Origin of the sequence: Nocardia sp. NPDC057663, from assembly GCF_042799895.1 — a bacterium.
Classification (GTDB): domain Bacteria; phylum Actinomycetota; class Actinomycetes; order Mycobacteriales; family Mycobacteriaceae; genus Nocardia.
In genome coordinates this window covers 172297-190156 of record NZ_JBHVHX010000006.1, presented here as the reverse complement: position 1 = coordinate 190156, position 17860 = coordinate 172297, and the positions used below count along the sequence as shown (strand labels likewise).

Annotated in this window: 14 protein-coding genes and 1 tRNA gene; 12 read left to right on the top strand and 3 right to left on the bottom strand. The window is 69.9% G+C overall.

The window, feature by feature from the left end; translation table 11 throughout:
- The first annotated feature begins 579 nt into the window (after positions 1-579).
- Positions 580-2436, top strand: coding sequence for a DUF4407 domain-containing protein (locus tag ACFVAV_RS16435; protein ID WP_379035694.1), 1857 nt, complete (start codon positions 580-582; stop codon positions 2434-2436).
- A 336-nt stretch (positions 2437-2772) separates the two neighbouring features.
- On the opposite strand, the gene ACFVAV_RS16430 is transcribed toward ACFVAV_RS16435, so the two are convergent.
- The gene (locus ACFVAV_RS16430) at positions 2773-4287 is read right to left on the bottom strand and encodes an MFS transporter (protein ID WP_379035692.1); all 1515 of its coding nucleotides are present in this window, start codon (positions 4285-4287) and stop codon (positions 2773-2775) included.
- Between the two features lie 81 nt (positions 4288-4368).
- On the opposite strand from ACFVAV_RS16430, the gene ACFVAV_RS16425 reads away from it, so the two are divergent.
- From ACFVAV_RS16425 to ACFVAV_RS16400, 6 genes are all read left to right on the top strand, one after another.
- Positions 4369-4914 (top strand): TetR/AcrR family transcriptional regulator, encoded by a 546-nt coding sequence (locus ACFVAV_RS16425; RefSeq protein ID WP_379035690.1) that lies wholly within the window; start codon positions 4369-4371, stop codon positions 4912-4914.
- Positions 4915-5091: 177 nt separating this feature from the next.
- Positions 5092-6705, top strand: coding sequence for an adenylate/guanylate cyclase domain-containing protein (locus ACFVAV_RS16420; RefSeq protein ID WP_379035688.1), 1614 nt, complete (start codon positions 5092-5094; stop codon positions 6703-6705).
- Positions 6706-6999: 294 nt separating this feature from the next.
- On the top strand, positions 7000-7884 hold the full coding sequence (locus ACFVAV_RS16415) for a hypothetical protein (RefSeq protein ID WP_379035686.1): 885 nt from the start codon (positions 7000-7002) through the stop codon (positions 7882-7884).
- Positions 7881-8954: a DUF4129 domain-containing protein gene (locus ACFVAV_RS16410; protein ID WP_379035683.1), complete on the top strand. Its 1074-nt coding sequence runs from the start codon at positions 7881-7883 to the stop codon at positions 8952-8954. The genes ACFVAV_RS16415 and ACFVAV_RS16410 overlap by 4 nt, the downstream gene beginning before the upstream one ends.
- Positions 8951-9937, top strand: a complete 987-nt coding sequence (locus tag ACFVAV_RS16405) for an AAA family ATPase (RefSeq protein ID WP_379035681.1) — start codon at positions 8951-8953, stop codon at positions 9935-9937. The genes ACFVAV_RS16410 and ACFVAV_RS16405 overlap by 4 nt, the downstream gene beginning before the upstream one ends.
- A gap of 4 nt (positions 9938-9941) precedes the next feature.
- Positions 9942-11237, top strand: coding sequence for a DUF58 domain-containing protein (locus tag ACFVAV_RS16400; protein WP_379035679.1), 1296 nt, complete (start codon positions 9942-9944; stop codon positions 11235-11237).
- Between the two features lie 91 nt (positions 11238-11328).
- On the opposite strand, the gene ACFVAV_RS16395 is transcribed toward ACFVAV_RS16400, so the two are convergent.
- Positions 11329-12075: an RDD family protein gene (locus ACFVAV_RS16395; protein WP_379035677.1), complete on the bottom strand. Its 747-nt coding sequence runs from the start codon at positions 12073-12075 to the stop codon at positions 11329-11331.
- 18 nt (positions 12076-12093) lie between these two features.
- Here ACFVAV_RS16395 and ACFVAV_RS16390 point away from each other — a divergent pair, with 18 nt between their 5' ends.
- The 4 genes from ACFVAV_RS16390 (at position 12094) to ACFVAV_RS16375 (ending at position 15999) form a co-directional block, all read left to right on the top strand.
- Complete coding sequence (locus tag ACFVAV_RS16390) at positions 12094-13125, top strand: stage II sporulation protein M (RefSeq protein WP_379035675.1); 1032 nt, start codon at positions 12094-12096, stop codon at positions 13123-13125.
- Positions 13126-13892: 767 nt separating this feature from the next.
- Positions 13893-14531, top strand: a complete 639-nt coding sequence (locus ACFVAV_RS16385; RefSeq protein ID WP_379035673.1) for a methyltransferase domain-containing protein — start codon at positions 13893-13895, stop codon at positions 14529-14531.
- Positions 14532-14608: 77 nt separating this feature from the next.
- Positions 14609-15457 carry an alpha/beta fold hydrolase gene (locus ACFVAV_RS16380; protein ID WP_379035671.1) on the top strand — a complete coding sequence of 283 codons (849 nt, stop codon included), beginning with the start codon at positions 14609-14611 and terminating at the stop codon, positions 15455-15457.
- Positions 15454-15999, top strand: a complete 546-nt coding sequence (locus ACFVAV_RS16375) for a TetR/AcrR family transcriptional regulator (protein ID WP_379035669.1) — start codon at positions 15454-15456, stop codon at positions 15997-15999. Before ACFVAV_RS16380 ends, ACFVAV_RS16375 begins: the two co-directional genes overlap by 4 nt.
- Before the next feature lie 36 nt (positions 16000-16035).
- Here the strand turns inward: ACFVAV_RS16375 and ACFVAV_RS16370 are convergent.
- Positions 16036-16118 (bottom strand) — tRNA-Leu (locus ACFVAV_RS16370).
- Positions 16119-16337: 219 nt separating this feature from the next.
- On the opposite strand from ACFVAV_RS16370, the gene ACFVAV_RS16365 reads away from it, so the two are divergent.
- Entirely contained in the window at positions 16338-17744 is a 1407-nt protein-coding gene (locus ACFVAV_RS16365) for a DUF3662 and FHA domain-containing protein (protein ID WP_379035667.1), read from the top strand.
- Positions 17745-17860 lie beyond the last annotated feature (116 nt).

Sequence of the window (17860 nt, the reverse complement as noted above, 5' to 3'; positions counted from 1 at the left end):
TTTGTAACGGCGGCATGCTTCGTCGCGCGCGTCGTCCAGTGTAAAGCAGAGCTGGCACGGGATCGATCCCGAACAACCCGCGCCGACCTGCGCGAACACTGTGGACGAGCAGGCCGGAAACGGCCGTCGGCGCGGCGCCGAAAGCTGAACTCACCTGCACCGCAGCAGAATTCCCAGACAATGCGCAGGTCAAACCTGCCTGCTCCGCTAACCGGGGTGGAAACGGTGAGATATTCCTGACAGCGGCTCCGACGTGCCTTGGTAGCCATCCGACCGTACGGTCTGTATGCCGAATGTGCGTCACAGCACATTCTCGGCAAATTCTGGAACAGTGTCGTTCGCCACAAAATGGCCTCCACCTACCAGTAGGTACGGATCGCCGGTGACGACACGCCGAGGTGGGCGGCGGTGCCCGCCCGCGCAGTCGTGTCGCGCCGATGCCGGGTTCGCTCGACTGTGAGGCTGACCACACGAGGGGCCGCGACACTCGGTGTGTCGGCTCCGCGCCTGTCACGCTGGCACAACGAATCCATGACAGTTTCGCCATGCCCAGTGGAGCGCAAGAACCGGGGAGAACAGATGACCCGCATACTCACCTGGCTCGGCGGAGGCCTCGCCTCGCCCCGGCAAAGGGACCCCGAAACCGGCGCCGACCTGGCCTTCAACCATGAACAGGGCGGCTACTTCGTCACCGGTGCCGCCGTCGCGCTGTTCGCCGCGATCGCCGGGATCGTCACCGCCGCCGCCCTCGCCGCCGCCGACGGAATCGGGGCCTTCGCCGTCGTCGCGCTCGCGCTCGTCGCCGGGGTAGCCGCCGGTGCGCTCGGTCGTGCGCTGGCCACCACCCGGCCCGGCGCGAGTGCCGATCGGGTCGGTCTCGCGGCCAGGATCGGCGTCGGCGTGCTGGCGGGCGTCCTCGTCGCCGAGCTGGCCTCGACCGTGCTGCTCGGCGGCACCGTCGACCGGGAACTGGACGTGCGCGCGCAGGCGAGCGCCGAGAACGCGCCCGGCGTCGTCGCCGCGCGCACCGAATTCGACCGGGCGAGCGCCGACCGCGCCGCCCTCGACGTGACCATCGCCGAGGCACAGGCCGGTATCGACCGCGCGCTGGTGATCGCCCGCTGCGAATACAACCCGACGCCCGAGTGCCCGCAGACGCGGATCACCGGCGTGCCCGGCCGCGGTCCGGAGACCCAGACCGCCAACGACATGCTCGACGACGCGCGCAAGCAGCTCGCCGCCGCGCAGGCCCGCACCGAGCAGCTCGACCAGCAGGTACGCACCGAGACCGCCGAACTCGCCACGGCCCGCGCGACCGCGATCGCCGAGGCCGACCGTGGGCTCGGCGCCCGCTGGCTGGCCATGAACGGCTACACCGCCGCCCACGCGGGCGCCGCCGCGCTGCGGGTGCTCATCCTGCTCGCCGGGGTCCTGCTCGCCCTGCTGCCGCTGCTGCTGCGCTGGTGGCGCGGCGAGACCTCGCTCGACCGCAGGGTCGACGCCGCGGAGATCGCCGACCGGGCCCAGCGCGAGGCCGACGCCGCCATCGCGGTGAAGCGGGCCGAGGTGCGCACCGAGGCGGCCGCCCTGCGCGCCGACCACGAACTCACCGCAGCACGGCTGGCGATCGAAGCCGATACCGTCATCGATCGAGAACGTCAGCGCACCAGGATCATCGCCGCGATCGGCGGTTTCGAGCTCGGGTTCACCGAGCCGCATCGAAAGGACGACTCCGTGGCTCTGGAGCCGAACGTGACACCGCAGCTGCCCGCCGGGTACCTCCCCAACGCGCTGCCCGCCGCCGCGCCGCCGGCGGGCGCCCTGGTGCCCGTGCAGCCGCCGGTGAGCGCGCCCGCCGCGCCCGCGCAGGCCCCGACCAGCGGTGGCGGGCTGGAGCTGCCGATCATCGGCACGGTGCCGTTCACCGACACCGCCGCCCGCTGGATCCGCCCGCTGGTGCCCTCGTTCGTCGCCAACGCGATCGACTCGGCGACCCACCCGCTGCGGACCGCGCGCCAGGCCTTCGAGGAGGTCGAGGAGGTCACCTTCACGCTGCGCCGCACCCGCAAGGTCACCGTCGACACCCAGGATTCGCAGGCCCAGCAGCAGATGGTGCCTGCGGGCTACCAGCTGCAGGGTGGTCAGCCGGTGCAGGGCTACCTGCCCGCGGGCGGCTACCAGCAGCAGGCGCCGCAGTACCAGCAGGCGCCGCAGTATCCGTACGCCCAGCAGATCGCCTCGACCGTCGTCGACGCCCCGTCGACCCGCTACCACCCGGACCCGCGCCAGTACCAGGCCGCGCCGACCTACACCGCGCTGCCCGCGGGTCAGGGCAACGGCCTGCCCGAAGCGGACGGCTACGGCGAGATCGCCGGCGGCAACGTCAACGAACTGCCCGGCCACCGCGGACCGCCCGAACTGCCACCCGCCCGCTGATCCGCCCGACGGCCTGGGCGCCACAGACGCCGCCGGCGAGCTCGTCGGCGGCGACACCCGCGTCGACCAGCTACCGCCTGCCGCAGGCCAGGGCAACGGCCTGCCTGTGCCGGTCGGCTACGGCGAGCTCGCCGACGGCGACGTCACCGAGCTGCCCGGCCACCGTGGGCCGTACAGCTGCCGCTAGCCCGCTGACCAGACGAAACGGTTACCTCCGGCCGCGCGGTATGCCGCGAACCCGCTGACCAGCCGACGCGACCACCGCGGGCCCCGCGAATTGCCCCAACCCACTGACCAGCCGATGCGGGGCCGGATCCCTCCGGCCCCGCATCGTCGTCACGCTTGCGTAGTCTTCGTGCGCACCGCACTGTAGGCCGCGAGCAATAGCACCGCGACGATGCCGAGCACCGTCAGGTGGATACCGCTGACGAACGCCTGGTTCGCCGAGGACAGGAACTCCTGTGCCACTGCGGCGGGGAGTTCGCCCGCGACCTCGATCGCGCCGCTGAGCGAACCCGATGCGGTCGCCACCGCGTCGTCCGGCAGCAAGGACAGGTCCAGGCCGCGCCGGAAGATCGCCATCACGGTGCTGCCGAGCAGGGCGACACCGAGGGCGAGCCCGGTCTCATAGGCGGTTTCCGAGATCGCCGCCGCCGCACCGGCGCGTTCCTCGGGCGCCGAGCCGACGACCAGGTCGGCGGCCACGGTCATCGCCACACCGGCGCCGAGGCCGATGCCGACGAAACCGAGGACGAACGCCTCGGCGCCGCTGGTCGCGTCGACCGCGAGGAAGACCGCAGCGCCCACCGCCGTGATGACCAGCGCACCGGCCAGCACGGCCGCCGCGCGCCAGCGCCGCACGAGCCAAGCCGCCGCGAGCGAGCCGAACACGCTGGCCGCGAGTCCGGGCAGCATCAGCAGACCCGCCTGCAAGGGCGAGCGGCCGAGGACCAGCTGCAGATACTGCGAGCCGAAGAACAGCACGCCGGCCAGCGCGAACACCGCGAGCAGGTTGGTGAACACCGCGACCCGGAACCTCGGCAGCGCGAACAGCCGCAGGTCGAGCATCGGATCGGTCAGTCGACGTTGCCTGCGCACGAACAGCACGGCGGCGAGCACACCGGCCAGGCCGACCAGGAGCGCACCGACCGTCGGGCCGTGTGCCGCGGTCTCCTTCACCGCGTAGACCACCGGCACCAGCGCGAGCATGGACAGCAGCGCGCTGAGCGCGTCGAACCGGCCGGGGTTCGGGTCACGCGATTCCGGGATGAGCAGCGGCGCGAGTGCCAGCAGCACCAGCATGACCGGCAGGTTCACCAGGAACACCGAGCCCCACCAGAAGTGCTCGAGCAGCCAGCCGCCGACCAGCGGACCGGCCGCGGCGCCACCACCGGCCATCGCGCTCCACACGCCGATCGCCAGGGTGCGCTGCCGCGCGTCCTGGAACATCGAGCGGATCAGGCCCAGCGTGGCGGGCATCAGGGTGGCACCGGCGACGCCCTGCAGCACGCGCGCCGCGATCAGCATCTCGGGCGAGACCGCCCAGGCGGCCAGCGCCGAGGCGATGCCGAAGCCGACGGCGCCGAGCAGCAGCAGCCTGCGCCTGCCGATCCGGTCGCCGAGGTTGCCCATCACGACCAGCAGGCCGGCGAGCACGAACGAGTACACGTCGATGATCCAGAGCAGCTGCGGTGTGCTCGGGGCGAGGTCGGCGCTGATCGCGGGCACGGCCAGGTCGAGCACGGTCGCGTCGACGGCGAGCAGCAGCAGGGCGAGGGCAAGTACGCCCAGGCCGGCCCACTCGCGCGGGGTGGCGCGCGGCGGGGTGAGTGTGGTGACGGGGGTGTTCATCGGTCTCTCGACTTTCAGGTTTGGTAAACCGTCCAGCCGGTACAGTAACAGGAAAACCGTCCAGACGGTACAGTGATCGACGTGAGCCCCGGCACCCGCGATCGCATCCTCGACGCCCTGGAGACCCTGCTGCTCGAACGCGGCGCGGCCCAGATGACCCTCGACAATGTCGCCGCCGCGGCGGGGGTGTCCAAGGGCGGGTTGCTCTATCACTTCAAGAGCAAGGACGCCCTGCTCGTCGGCCTGGTCGAACGGCTCGGCGAACGCGCCCGCGCCCAGCTCGACGAGATGCGGGCGAACGGAACCCCGGTCGCCGAGTGGTACCTGCAGACGCCCGACCCCACCACGCAGGCCGACGCCGTCGAACTCGCCTTGTACCGCTCCCTGCTGGCGACCATGCGCACCATCGACGCCTCCGCGGGCAGCGACCCCGACGAGGTGCAACTGGCCCTCGACGGCGTGATGACCGCCTGGTCGGACGGCCTCGACGACGAAGTGGACGACCCCGTCCGCGCCGACACCATCCGCCTGGTCGGCGACGGTGTCTACCTGCGCGCTCTGCTCGGCCTGCCGCAGATCGAGCCCGCCCGCTACCGTGACGTCGTCGACCGGCTACTCGAGCGCTGAGCACAACATTTTCAGTGGACATGTGTACTCCGAACCCATACCGTGCCGACCCACATGCCCGCGCCGACCTCCAGCGCCGGAAAACGGATCACTGACTGGTCATATAGCCGACCATCGGAATACGTGACCTGAGATACACCTTGGATGGAATTGCGTAGCTCGGTTTACAGTGCGTAAGTGATCCACCGCGACGAACCACCGTGCGCGCCGAGCGCAGCGCCATGGGGCTCGCCACTGCTCGGGCCGGTCGACGAGAAGCCGGCGATCCGCCGCGTGCGGGTGCAGCTGCTGCTCACCGTGCCGCTGTTCATCGCCAATCTGATCGGCATCGCGATGGTCGTCGCGCTCGCCGGTTTCGTCCTGCCGGGACCGACCCTCTTCACCCGTGACCTGCTGCTGATCAACACCGTCTTCACGCCGCTGTGCGCGGTGATCGCACTGACCGTCGGCACGGTGTGGGGCACCGTCGCCGGTCTGCGTGCCATGCGCTGGGCCAGCGATCCCGAGCACATCCCGACCGCGGCCGAACGCCGGGTCACCGCGTCGGCGCCGTTCTGGATGGTGCTGCAGCAGGCGGCGCTGTGGACGCTGGCGCTGATCGTGCTCACCGTCGCCTACGGCGTCGCCGATCCCGCGCTGATCCCGAAGATCATGCTGGCGATCGGCGGCGCCGCGATCGGCGTGTGCGCCGACAGCTACCTGATCGTGGAGTTCGCGCTGCGTCCGGTGACCGCCCGGGTGCTGGTGGCCGACCCGCACCGCCGCCGCGGTATCGGCGTCTTCGGCCGGACCATGCTGTCCTGGGTGGTCGGCGTCGCCATGCCGGTGGCGGTGACGATGACGGTCGCGGTGTGGGCGCTGGCCGATCCCGCGGTGAGCAAGGCCAGGCTGGCGGTGTGCGTGCTCAGCCTCGGCGGCTCGATCCTGCTGTTCGGCGGGCTGTTGATGGCCCAGGTCGTCGCCGCGACGGTCGCGCCGATCATGGGTGTGCGTCAGGCGTTGCGCCGGGTCGAGAACGGCGATCTCACCGCCGAGATCCCGCTCTACGACGGCACCGAGCTGGGTGAACTGCAGAGTGGCTTCAACCGGATGGTGCACGGTCTGCGCGAGCGCGCCATGATCGAGGACCTGTTCGGCAAGCACGTCGGCCACGATGTCGCGATGGCGGCGATCGCGTCCCAGCCGGTGCTCGGCGGCACCGAGACCGAGGCCGCCGCCCTGTTCATCGACATCATCGGCTCGACGACAATGGCCGCCACCCGGCCCGCCCCCGAGATCGTCGGCATCCTCAACCGGTTCTTCGACATCGTCGTCGACGAGGTGGAACGACACGGCGGCCTGCTCAACAAGTTCGAAGGCGACGCGGCGCTCGCCGTCTTCGGCACCCCGGCACCGCTGAACGACCTGGCGGGCTCGGCACTCTCGTGCGGCCGCGCCATCCAGCGCAGACTGCGCGAAGCCTCCGACCTGAACGCGGGCATCGGCGTCGCCGCGGGCCGGGTCGTCGCGGGCAATGTCGGCACCCACAACCGCTACGAGTTCACCGTCATCGGCGACGCCGTCAACGAGGCAGCCCGCCTGTGCGAGCTGTCGAAGAACTACGACGAACGCCTGCTCAGCTCCGCGACCACACTCGCCGCCGCCGCCGACACCGAGTCCACGCACTGGGACCTCGGCGAAACGGTCACCCTGCGAGGCAGATTGAAGCCAACCCAACTGGCCCTGCCCCGGATGTCCACGCAAAACCTGGACCCAACTGCCTCGCACCTGGAACAAACCGAGGCCCACTGACACTCCCAGCCCCGCACGACCCGACCTCGAGGAGGGTCCGCCGCGCAGCGGCGGTGGGGGGCGGGGCGGGCCGCCGGCAGGCGGGTGGTTGGGGGCGGTTCGGGGATAGTAAACCACATAGAAGGGGGGGGGCGGGGGGGGGCCCCGGCGCCCGGGGGGGGCCGCCGCCCCCCCACTTGTTTTGTCTGTTGGGTTGGGATTTTTTTATCATCTCAAGGCCCTTTCTCCGCCGGGACACGAGGGGCCGCGACTCGAGCGCGCCAGCGCTCCGACAACACAGCTAGACTCGGCCGCGTGCGTCCCGCCGTCGAAGCGGTCGGCGCCGTCGGGGCGGGAATCGAACCGGCACAAGCGCCTGCGCCGACGCCGCCATCTCCGCCGACGGTTCCGATCAGGCCCCTGCGTTTCCGCGAATTGCTCGACGAGCCGTTCGCCCTGATCCAGGCCCATATCCGGGCTCTCGCGGCGCTCGGCGGCGCTGCTCTCGTGCTGACGGTACTCGGCGTGCTCGGTGTCACCGGACTGGTCTCGCACCTCACCGACGGCTCCGATGACGGCACCGCGTGGGCCGCCGTTCTGGCGACAGCGGCCGGTGTGTGGCTACTGCGCCTCGTGCTGCGCGGCACCACCGTCGCCATCGCGCTCGCCGACTTCGGCGGGGTCCGCTACGGCGCGCGCGCCGGGTTGCGGGCGGCCGCGCGGCGGGCGGGGCCGCTGGTTCTCGCGCAGGTCATGTTCTCGCTCACCGGAATCGGGGTGCTGCTGGTCGGCAGCCTGCTGATCGTCACCTATCCGCTGGCGCTGATCTGGCTGTCGTCTGTGCGTGCGCGCCGGTTCGTCGCCGAACCGGTGATCCTCGGTGAGCAGGCGGGATTCGGTGTCGCCGTCGCCCGCTCGAAAGAACTGGTGCAGGGCGCGGACTGGACCTTCGCCGGCCTGTGGCTCACCCAGCGGCTCATCTTCGCGGTACTCGCGGTGCCTGCGTTCGGCATTCCTTTCTTCCTGTCCGACTTCTCCGGCACGCACCGCTGGGCCTTCATCACGCTGCTGGTCGGCGGACTGCTGCTGGTGGTGACGGTCGGCGAGATCATCGAGGCGACCAGCCGGGTCCTCTGCTATATAGACCGGCGCTGCACCCGCGAAGGCATGGACATCCGGATACCGGGTGGTACCCGATGAGCGACAACAACTTCCCGGACCTCCCCGGCGGTGCACCGCCGCAACCCGGCCACAGCGGCGCACCACCTCAGCCCCGCCTCGGCGCGGCCGCTGAGCACCGGGCCGCCGCCGAGAACGCAGCGGGTCGCCGCGACTACGATCGCGCACTCCGCGAACGGTTCCGCGCGGTGCTGCGCGCCCTCGAACAGGGCGGCACCCTGCCGGTCCGCCGATCACGCACCGCGCAGGAGACCGCCGACGACGCGACCACCGCGCTGCCACTGGAACAGTCCACCGAATTACACCCGGCGGCACGCAGTTTCGACGAGGTCGTCTACGGCGGGCGCGCCGCGACCGAGGACGAATACCGCAGGCTCGAATACGCCGACCGGTACTCGCAGTCGGCCCCACCGCCGGTCGCCGAGCCGGTCGAACTCGAGATCGTCGAACGGGAGCCCAAGCGGCGCAGGCAACTTCCGCCGCTGCCCGGGCTGCTCCGCAATCCCCGGTTCTGGGCCGCGCTGGCCGCCGCCCTGGCCCTGGCCCTGCTGCTGTACGCCACCTTGCAGTCGTGCGGTGCGCCCAACGCACCCGAGGCGCCCGACCCGCCGATACCGCCTGACCTGCCCGATCAGCCCGAGGACGACAGCTTCGACCCCGATTTCGGCGAGGGGAAGGACTCGATCTTCACCAGCCTGCCCGGCTGGCTCGCCTTCGGCGGTCTGCAATTCCTGATCGCCTTCGTCGCGCTGATGGGGTGGCGCGGGCGCAGACGCGGCGCGCTGGTCGGCGAACCGCGACCGGTCGAGGTGGCCGCGAACGAACTGCTCGCGGGTCAGGCGGGTCTGTACCGTCGCTCCGGCGACGTCGCCCACGTCGCGCGGACCCTGCGCACGGCGACCCTGCGCCGGATCCGCCCACGCCTCGGCGCACGCGAACTCACCGACGATCAGCTCGTCGAGACGGCCGCCACCCGCCTCGGCGTGCCCGCCCAGCAGATCGGCACCGTCCTGTTCGGCCCGGTGCCCGACGAGACGACCCTGTATTACGTTGCCGCACACCTCGAATGGATCGAGACGGAGCTCGGATGACCGACAACACTGTCCTGCAGAAGACGCCGAGCGCCTCGGAGGCCGGTGCGGCGCTGGCCGCGCTGCGCACCGAGATCGGCAAGGCCGTGGTCGGCAACGACCAGGCCGTGCTGTACCTGGTGCTCGCGCTGCTGTGCCGCGGCCACGTGCTGCTGGAAGGCGTGCCAGGCGTGGCCAAGACGCTGCTGGTCCGCGCGCTGGCAACCTCGCTGGCGCTCGACCACGCCCGCGTGCAGTTCACCCCCGATCTGATGCCGGGCGATATCACCGGTTCGCAGATCTACGACCCGCATTCGGCCGAGTTCACCTTCCGCCACGGCCCGGTCTTCACCAACCTGCTGCTGGCCGACGAGATCAACCGCACCCCGCCGAAGACGCAGTCCGCGCTGCTGGAGTCGATGGAGGAGCGTCAGGTCTCGGTGGACGGTCAGCCCAAGCCGCTGCCCGAGCCGTTCGTCGTCGTCGCCACCCAGAACCCGATCGAGCAGGAGGGCACCTACCCGCTGCCCGAGGCTCAGCTCGACCGGTTCCTGTTCAAGGTCGACATCCGGCTGCCCGACCGCGACGACGAGTTCCGCGTCCTGCAGCGGCACGCGAGCGGCTTCGATCCGCGCGATCTCGGCGCCGCCGGGCTGCGTCCGGTGGCCGGACCCGAGCACATCGCCGCCGCCCGCGCCGCGATCGCGCAGGTGACGGTGAGTCCCGAGGTGCTCGCCTACATCGTCGACCTGTGCCGCGCCACACGCAGCTCGCCCGCCGTCGCGCACGGCGCGTCCACCCGTGGCGCGACCGCGCTGCTGGCGGCCGCGCGCGCCTTCGCCTGGCTGAACGGGCGCGCCTACGTGACGCCCGACGACGTGAAGACCGTGGCCGTGGCCGTGCTGCGGCATCGGCTGATGTTGCGGCCCGAGGCCGAGCTGGACGGGGTGAGCACCGAGGGTGTGCTCTCGTCGTTGCTGGTCTCGGTGCCGGTTCCGGTGTAGCGGCGTGGTCGTCACAGGCCGGTTCGCGCTGCTCGCCACGATCGCGGCGGCGCTGGTGATGTTTCTCGCGCCGTCATGGGTCGGCGTGCTCGGCGCGTGCGTCACACTGCTGGCAGTCGGACTTTTCGATGTCGCGCTCACCGCGCGGGCCGACTCGCTCACCCTGACCCGCGACCCGCTGACCGTCGTGCGGCTGGGCCGGGGCACCGAGATCGAACTCGTGGTGACCAACACCGGCACCGCCACGGTGCGCGGCATGCTGTGGGACGCCTGGCCCGACAGCGCCCGCGCCGATCACCGCACCCATCACCTCGCGCTGGCGCCGCGCACCCGGATCCGGTTGCGCACCAGCCTCACCCCTACCTACCGCGGCGACCGGGTCGCGGGCCCGGTGACGGTGCGGCTGCTCGGCCCGCTCGGGCTGGCCGGTCGGCAGACGCGCGTCGACGTGCCCGCCAGGGTCCGCGCGCTGCCCCCGTTCCGCAGCGAACGGCTGCTGCGGTCGAAGGTGAAGCGGCTGCATCATCTCGAGGGCCGCAATGTCGCGAACACGCGCGGGCAGGGCACCGAGTTCGATTCGTTCCGCGAGTACGTGGCGGGCGACGATGTCCGCAGCATCGACTGGCGGGCCACCGCCCGGGCCGCCGACGTCCTCGTGCGCACCTGGCGGCCGGAACGCAACCGGCACGTGCTGATGGTGCTCGACACCGGGCGGGCGAGCGCGGGACGGGTCGGTGCGGGAACGCGACTGGATTCCTCGATCGAAGCGGCGCTGCTGCTCGGTGGTCTGGCCGCGGCCGCGGGCGACACCGTGGATCTACTGGCCTACGACCGCCGAGTGCGCGCCGAGGCGACCGGTGCGAGCGGACATCAGCTCCCCCTCAAACTTATGCACACCCTCGCCGGCGTGACGCCACAGCTTGTGGATACCGACACCACCGGCCTGGTCCGGACCGTGATCTCCCGGGTGCGCAGGCGGGCACTCATCGTCTGGTTCACCAGCCTGGACGGTCCGACGGTCACCGAGCATCTGCTGCCCGCGTTGCCCACGCTCACCCGGCGGCACCGGGTGTTGATCGTCTCGGTCACCGACCCCGATATCGCCGCGGCCGCCCGTGATCGGTCCACCGCGGACGCCGTCTACACCGCGGCGGCGGCCGAAACAGTGCTGGCCGAGCGGGCTCTGGTGCAGGAATCACTGCGTCGACGTGGGGTGCAGGTGGTTGCCGCCGCACCGGACCGGTTGCCCGAGGCACTGGCCGACGAATACCTGGAATTGAAGCAGTCCGGATCACTGTGAGTTGTGGACAACCGAAGTTGTCCACCGCCACTCACAGTCCATCCACCGTCTCGCCAACATGTTGTGCACAGGACGATTTCATCCACAAGGCTCAGCCGCGCGAAAGCTGCTGCCGCCGAGCCAGAACCGCACCGAGGACGTGGTACGGCGGATATTCGGTGGGTACCGGGCGCTGCACGGCGGCGCACACCGCCACCACGAGCTGAGTGCCGAGATGGTGCTGCGCGGCCGGTGTCAACGTGCGCAACCTGGTCAGATACTGACGGACCGCCCCGGCCAGCTCGTCGGACATCCCGCTCGGATCGAGTTGTGCCGCCCAGCCGGTCAGCCACGGCGGCGCGACGGCGAGCGCAGGCATCGGCAGGCTCTGCCGGGTGTGCACAACCACGGTCCCGGCGAGCACGTCACCCACCCGCTTGCCGTCGCGCGAGCACAGCGAGCTGATCACCGCGATCGCGCCGAACGCGCCGAGCATCCAGAAATCCACAATCGCCCCGGCCAGCCCGCGGGTGAGCGCGTGCCGGAAGTCGATCGGCCCCGCATCGGCGCGCACGACGCGCAGCCCGAACGCCAGCTTCCCCAGTGAACGCCCGCGCGAGACGGTTTCGCTGGTCACCGGATAGGCGACCAGCACGGTCACCAGCGTGACGACGGCGGTGACGCTCCACCACGCCGAATCGGCATCGGCCGCGAGCAACAGCATCAGCCCGGCGTAGGCGAGGGTGGCCGCCAGCGACAGCTGGATGACCAGGTCGAGCAGAAAGGCGCCCGCACGGCTGGGTATGCGCGCGATCGGGAGTTCGAGCGCCACCGCTTCGCCGGTGGTGAATTCGGCCATGTGGCTAGCATTCCCGATATGGACACCGATGCCTACAGCTGGGCGCATCAACGGTCGTGGTATCGGTTGGATCAGCTGGTCCGCCAGCGCAAACTCTCCGGGGCCGAGGCCGACGAACTGGTCCGGCTGTACCGGGCCGCCTCGCAGCAGCTGGCGAAGCTGCAGGGCCACCACCCCGATCCGGAGCTGGTGGCCGGGCTCAGTGCCCTGCTCGCCAGGGCCAGGGGACGGGTGCTGGCCGCGCGGTCGCAGCCGTGGCGCGAAGTCGGCCGGTTCTTCACGCGGCATTTTCCCGCGGCGGTGTATCGCGCCTGGCCGTGGTGGGTGGGGGTGACCGCGGTCTTCCTCGCCGTCTCCGCCGTGATCGCTGTCCTTGTGGACAACTCGGCGGCGGCGCGAAAAGCACTGGGGATACCCGAGGGTGATACGTCGATCATCACCGGACCGGGTGGCGCATTCGAGACCTACTACTCGGAGCACCCGAACGAGGCCTTCGCCGCACAGGTGTGGACACACAACTCGTGGGTGTCGGCGATCGCCCTGTTCACCGGTGTGCTGATCCTGCCCGCTGTGTATGCGCTGTTCATGAATGCGCTGAATCTGGGGATAACCGGTGGATTGATGTCCGACGCGGGACGGCTGGAGTCGTTCTTCGGATTCATCCTGCCGCACGGCACGCTGGAGCTGACGGCGCTGTTCGTCGCGGGCGGGGTGGGACTGAAACTGGGCTGGACGCTCGTCGATCCGGGACGGCGCAGCAGGGCGGCCGCGGTGGCCAGGCAGGGCAGGGTGACCGCGACGGTGGCGCTCGGACTGGTCGCTGTGCTGCTGGTGTGCGGTCTGATCGAAGGTTTCGTGACCCCGAGTCCGCTGCCCGCCCCGGTGCGGATCGCCTTCGGGTTCGGCGCCGAAGCGTTGTTCCTCTTCTACGTTTTCGGTCTCGGCCGGCGGGTGGCCGACGAGCAGGACGCCGCGGCCGCCGCGCCCGCGGCCCTGCCGGACCCGGCAGATCGATGGTTGTCTGCGCCAAAGACACTGAACCGGGCGTGAACGCGCAGATGCACGTGCATTTGCGAGTTAGGAAACTCCGAGCACACCCCTGCGGAAACAGCTCCGGACAATCGGCAGCTACGCGAGGTTACGAGATGGTGTCGAACTCCCCCATTTGAGTTCCGCTGGCCGCAGCGAGTCGGGCTCGAGCTGCGGCCAGCGTTACCGTCAACTGTACACAATCGTTATGCCCATGCAACCCCCAACGCGCAGGTCGGGCGTACTGATTGCGAACCAGCAAACATCTGTCGATCCACCGATTTTCACCGACACAGCTAACTTCCGGCGGCAGTCTCGGCGGGTGCTCGCCGTCACCGGAAATTCACCCGCGGCAAACCTTCGACAACGATCCACCCGACCGCCGGCGCGGTCGGGTGGGAATGTTCCCGCTGGTTGCCCGACGCTGCTCGAGATGGCTCGCATAGCCGACTACCTGGGGATTTGGCAACGGAATATCGATTTGCCGCACTTGAAACGCTTTAAAAGAGACTCCAAGTTTGTTTACAACGCTGCAAACAAGATCAGCACCTAGCAATCGAGCCCAAGCACCTGTCACGAGGCCTTCAATGGGCCGAACAACCGGTTGCGAACCGTCCGCCGAACGACGCGAAATCGGCAAGCAGAACACCCGGAATGCAGCCCGTACCACACGGTGTGATCTTCGCCTCACCGGCACCTTCCGGACCCCGGCCGCCGGCGCATCAGCCGATGCGGATGACCTAGGTCACAGTGCCTTGCAGGAAATCCTGAACGCCTACGATTGCCGCATGCCCGGGGTCAAGGATCGCCTGCTCACGTCCATCGCCGATCAGCTCGGTAATCCGCACGGAATGCTCGGTAAGGGTGTGGCGTTCGTCCTCAATCGCAGCAATAAGCGTGCCATCGCGGCCGCGGTCGACGCGGCGGCGCCGAGCTCGGGCGCGACAGTCGCCGATATCGGATTCGGTGGTGGCGTCGGGTTGGCGCTGCTGCTCGACCGGGTCGGTCCCGACGGTGTGGTGCACGGCGTCGAACCCTCCGCCGACATGCTCGCGCGCGCCCGCTCCGCTTTCGCCATGCCCGTCGCCGCCGATCGCCTCATCCTGGCCGACGGCACGCTGGCCGCGCTGCCGCTGCCCGACGCGAGTCTGGACGCGGCGATCACCGTCAACACCATCTACTTTCTCGACGACCTGCCCGCCGCCTGCGCCGAACTGGCCCGCGTCCTGCGCCCCGGCGGTACCGCGGTGATCGGTATCGGCGACCCCGAGGTGATGGCCAAGATACCGTTCACCCCTTATGGATTCACCTTGCGTCCGGTCGCCGACATCGTCGCGGCGCTGTCCGGCGCAGGCCTGACCGTCGAGCAGCGCACGCTGCCGAACCCGCCCGTTCCGCATCATCTGCTGATCGCCCGCAGAGGCTGATCTCCCTCGCACAACGATCGGCGCTCTCGGCCGTCCCGAGGCTTGACCGACCGGTCGGTCATGGCTAGCGTCGATGCATGGGACTTCCCGAGAAGCTGACCGTCCCGACTCCCTTCGGTGACATCGCGGTTCACCTGCGCGGCCGGTCGCCGGACGAGGCGCCGGGATTGGTGCTGCTGCACGCGAATCCGGGTGACCATCGCGACTTCGACGAGATCGTGCCCGCGCTGACGCCCGACTGGGCGATCGCCGCGATCGACTGGCCCGGATACGGCGCGTCGACCGTCCGCGATCCGGAGCTGATCACCATCGATGCGCTCGTCGAGGTGACTGTTCGGGTCGTCGATGTGTTGTCCCGGTACGGATTCGGCGCGTTCACGGTGATAGGTAACAGCGCGGGTGGGTATGCCGCCGTGCGGTTGGCCGAGCGCGCGCCGGATCGGGTGCGTGGGCTCGTGCTCGTGCAGCCGGCGGGGTTCGCGCCGCGAAATATGTTGACCAGGACGTTCTTCCGCATTGTCGCGAGCCCTGTCGTCGCCCGCCGGTTCGTCGTGCCGAACGCGCGGATGTATCTGGGTCCGCTCGATCGCGGCGGCGTGCGCGCCATCTTCGACCGGGCACGGGCGATACCCGGCGATCCGATTCGTCTCGCCGTCTATCGCAGTCTCTGGCGCAGCTTCGACGATCCGCGATTCGATCTGCCCACGGGCGGACCGCTGCTGCCCGGTGTGCCGGTTCAGGTGGTGTGGGGTCGCAACGACCCGTCGAATCCGTGGCTCATGAACCGCCGCGGCGTCGCCGCAGCACTGCCGCACGCGGAGGTGAAGGTCATCTCCACCCGGCACGAGCCGTTCGCCGAGGCCCCCGGGCTGTTCCTCGAGACGGTGCGGGATTTCCTGACGGCCCGTGCTGGAATGCGACCATGAGATCCGCCGAGCCAGGACGGCGCGCGCTGCTGGAGGCAGGCCGCACCCTGCTGTCCACCGAGGACCTGACCAAGCTGTCGGTCAACGCGATCGCCGCGCAGGCGAAGATGGCGAAGGGCAGCTTCTATCAACACTGGCCGAGCCGCGAGGCCTACTTCGTCGCCCTGCACCGTGCCTTCCACGATCACCTCGACGACCTGGTGTCCGCCGCGGTCGCCGACCTCCCGCCCGGCGAGTCCCGCCTCACCGCGGGCATTACCGCCTACCTCGACGGCTGTCTCGCCGACCCCGCGACAAAAGGCCTTCTAGTACAGGCGCGCACCGACGCCGGCCTCGGCACCGAAGTAGCAGCCCGCAACGCCACCGCCGCCGCCCTCCTCACCACCGACCTCATCGCCATCGGCTGGCCCGACCCGGACCCCATCGCGGTCCTGCTGGTCGCCGCGATCGCCGAAACCGCGCTCCAGGAACTCGACGCGACCACCCCGCGCCCCGACCTGCGCCGGGCGCTCGTCCGCCTGGTCGACCGCAGAAACGACTAGAGGCCCGATCCGGATGGATCGAGCCTCTAGTCTTTGTGGGCGAAGGGGGACTTGAACCCCCACGTCCTTACGGACACTGGCACCTGAAGCCAGCGCGTCTGCCATTCCGCCACTCGCCCGAGCGACTGGAAAAATCTAACATGCCCCGCGGCCGAAAATAAAATCGGGTCTCTGACCTGCGATGATGTGAGCGAATTCGGCTCGGGAACCGGCGCGCTTCGCCGGGAGTTACAGGGTTGGAGGATCGTGGATATCATGCAAGGAACGTGGTCGGGTCCGGACACGCCGTAACCAGCGTGTCGACCTGGTCGGACACGCGCACCGAAGGGAGGGCTGTGATGGGCATCGTGTCGAGATTCGAGCGTCGCCTGCAGGGCGCCGTCGGTGACGTGTTCGCGAGGGTGTTCGGCGGCAGCGTCGTTCCCCAGGAGGTGGAGGCCGCGCTGCAGCGCGAAGCCGCAGATCAGGTGCAGGATCTCGGCGGCGGGCACAAGCTCGCGCCGAACAGTTACGTGATCACGATCAACGAATCCGATCACGGAAAGCTCGACGCCGATCACGACCTCACGACCAAGGCGTTCGCCAAACATCTGCAGGATTACATCCGCGAGCAGGGCTGGCAGACCTACGGCGAAGTACACGTGTCGTTCGAGGCATCACCTACGCTGCACACCGGAATGTTCAGAGCGAGCGGCCGCGTCGACCCCGACGCCGGTCGCGGGACCGCCCCACCTCGCCCGGAACCGCCACAACGACCCGCACACCCGCAACCAGGAGCTGGCCCCATGACGCACAACTCAGGCTACGAGCCGAGCCGAGAGCCCGCGGAGTCCGATCCACGCAACCGCGGGTACGCTCCGCCGCCCGCCGGACGTGGTGCCACTCCCGGCGCCTACCCCGACGAGTACGGCCAGCAGGGCGGCTACAGTGCCCAGCCCGGCTACGGCGATGCCGCGTACGGCCAGCAGGGTGGCGAATACCAGAACGGGTACGACCAGCAGGGCGGCGCACAGCCCGGCTACGGGCAGCAGGGCGGCTACGGCGCCCAGCCCGGTTATGGCGAGCAGGGCTACGACCAGCAGGGCGGCTACGGACAGCAGGCCTACAGCCAGCAGGGCGGCTACGGCGCCCAGCCCGGCTACGGCGAACCCGGTTACGACCAGCAGGGTGGCTACGGCCAGCAGGGCTACGCCGAGCAGCAGCAGGGCTACGGACAGCAGGCCGGCTACGGACAGCAGGGCTACGCCGAACCCGGCTACGACCAGCAGGGCGGCTACGGCCAGCAGGGCTACGCCGAACCCGGTTACGGGCAGCAGGGCGGCTACGGCGCCCAGCCCGGTTACGCCGAGCAGGGCTACGCCGAGCCGGAGCAGGCGGGCTACGGCCAGCAGGGCGGCTACGGCGCCCAGCAGGGCTACGGCCAGGCCGCCGGTGCCGGGTACGGCGCCGCGCAGTCCAGCTACTCGGCCACGCTGCAACTAGACGACGGCAGCGGCCGCACCTACCAGCTCCGCGAGGGCAGCAACATCATCGGCCGCGGCCAGGACGCACACTTCCGGCTGCCCGACACCGGTGTGTCGCGCCGCCACATCGAGGTGCGCTGGGACGGTCAGACCGCGATGCTCTCGGATCTGGGTTCCACCAACGGAACCCTGGTCAACGGCTCGCCCGTGCAGGATTGGCAGCTCGCCGACGGCGACGTCATCCGGGCCGGACATTCCGAGATCCTGATCCGGATCGTCTGATCCCGTAAGCTGCGCGGTGCACGTCACGAGTCGACGCTGTCGGCCCTATGATGCTGCCATCACACGCACGGCCCCGACCTCGGGGCCCGCAAGCCAGCACGCTGGTGGGGGTGGTT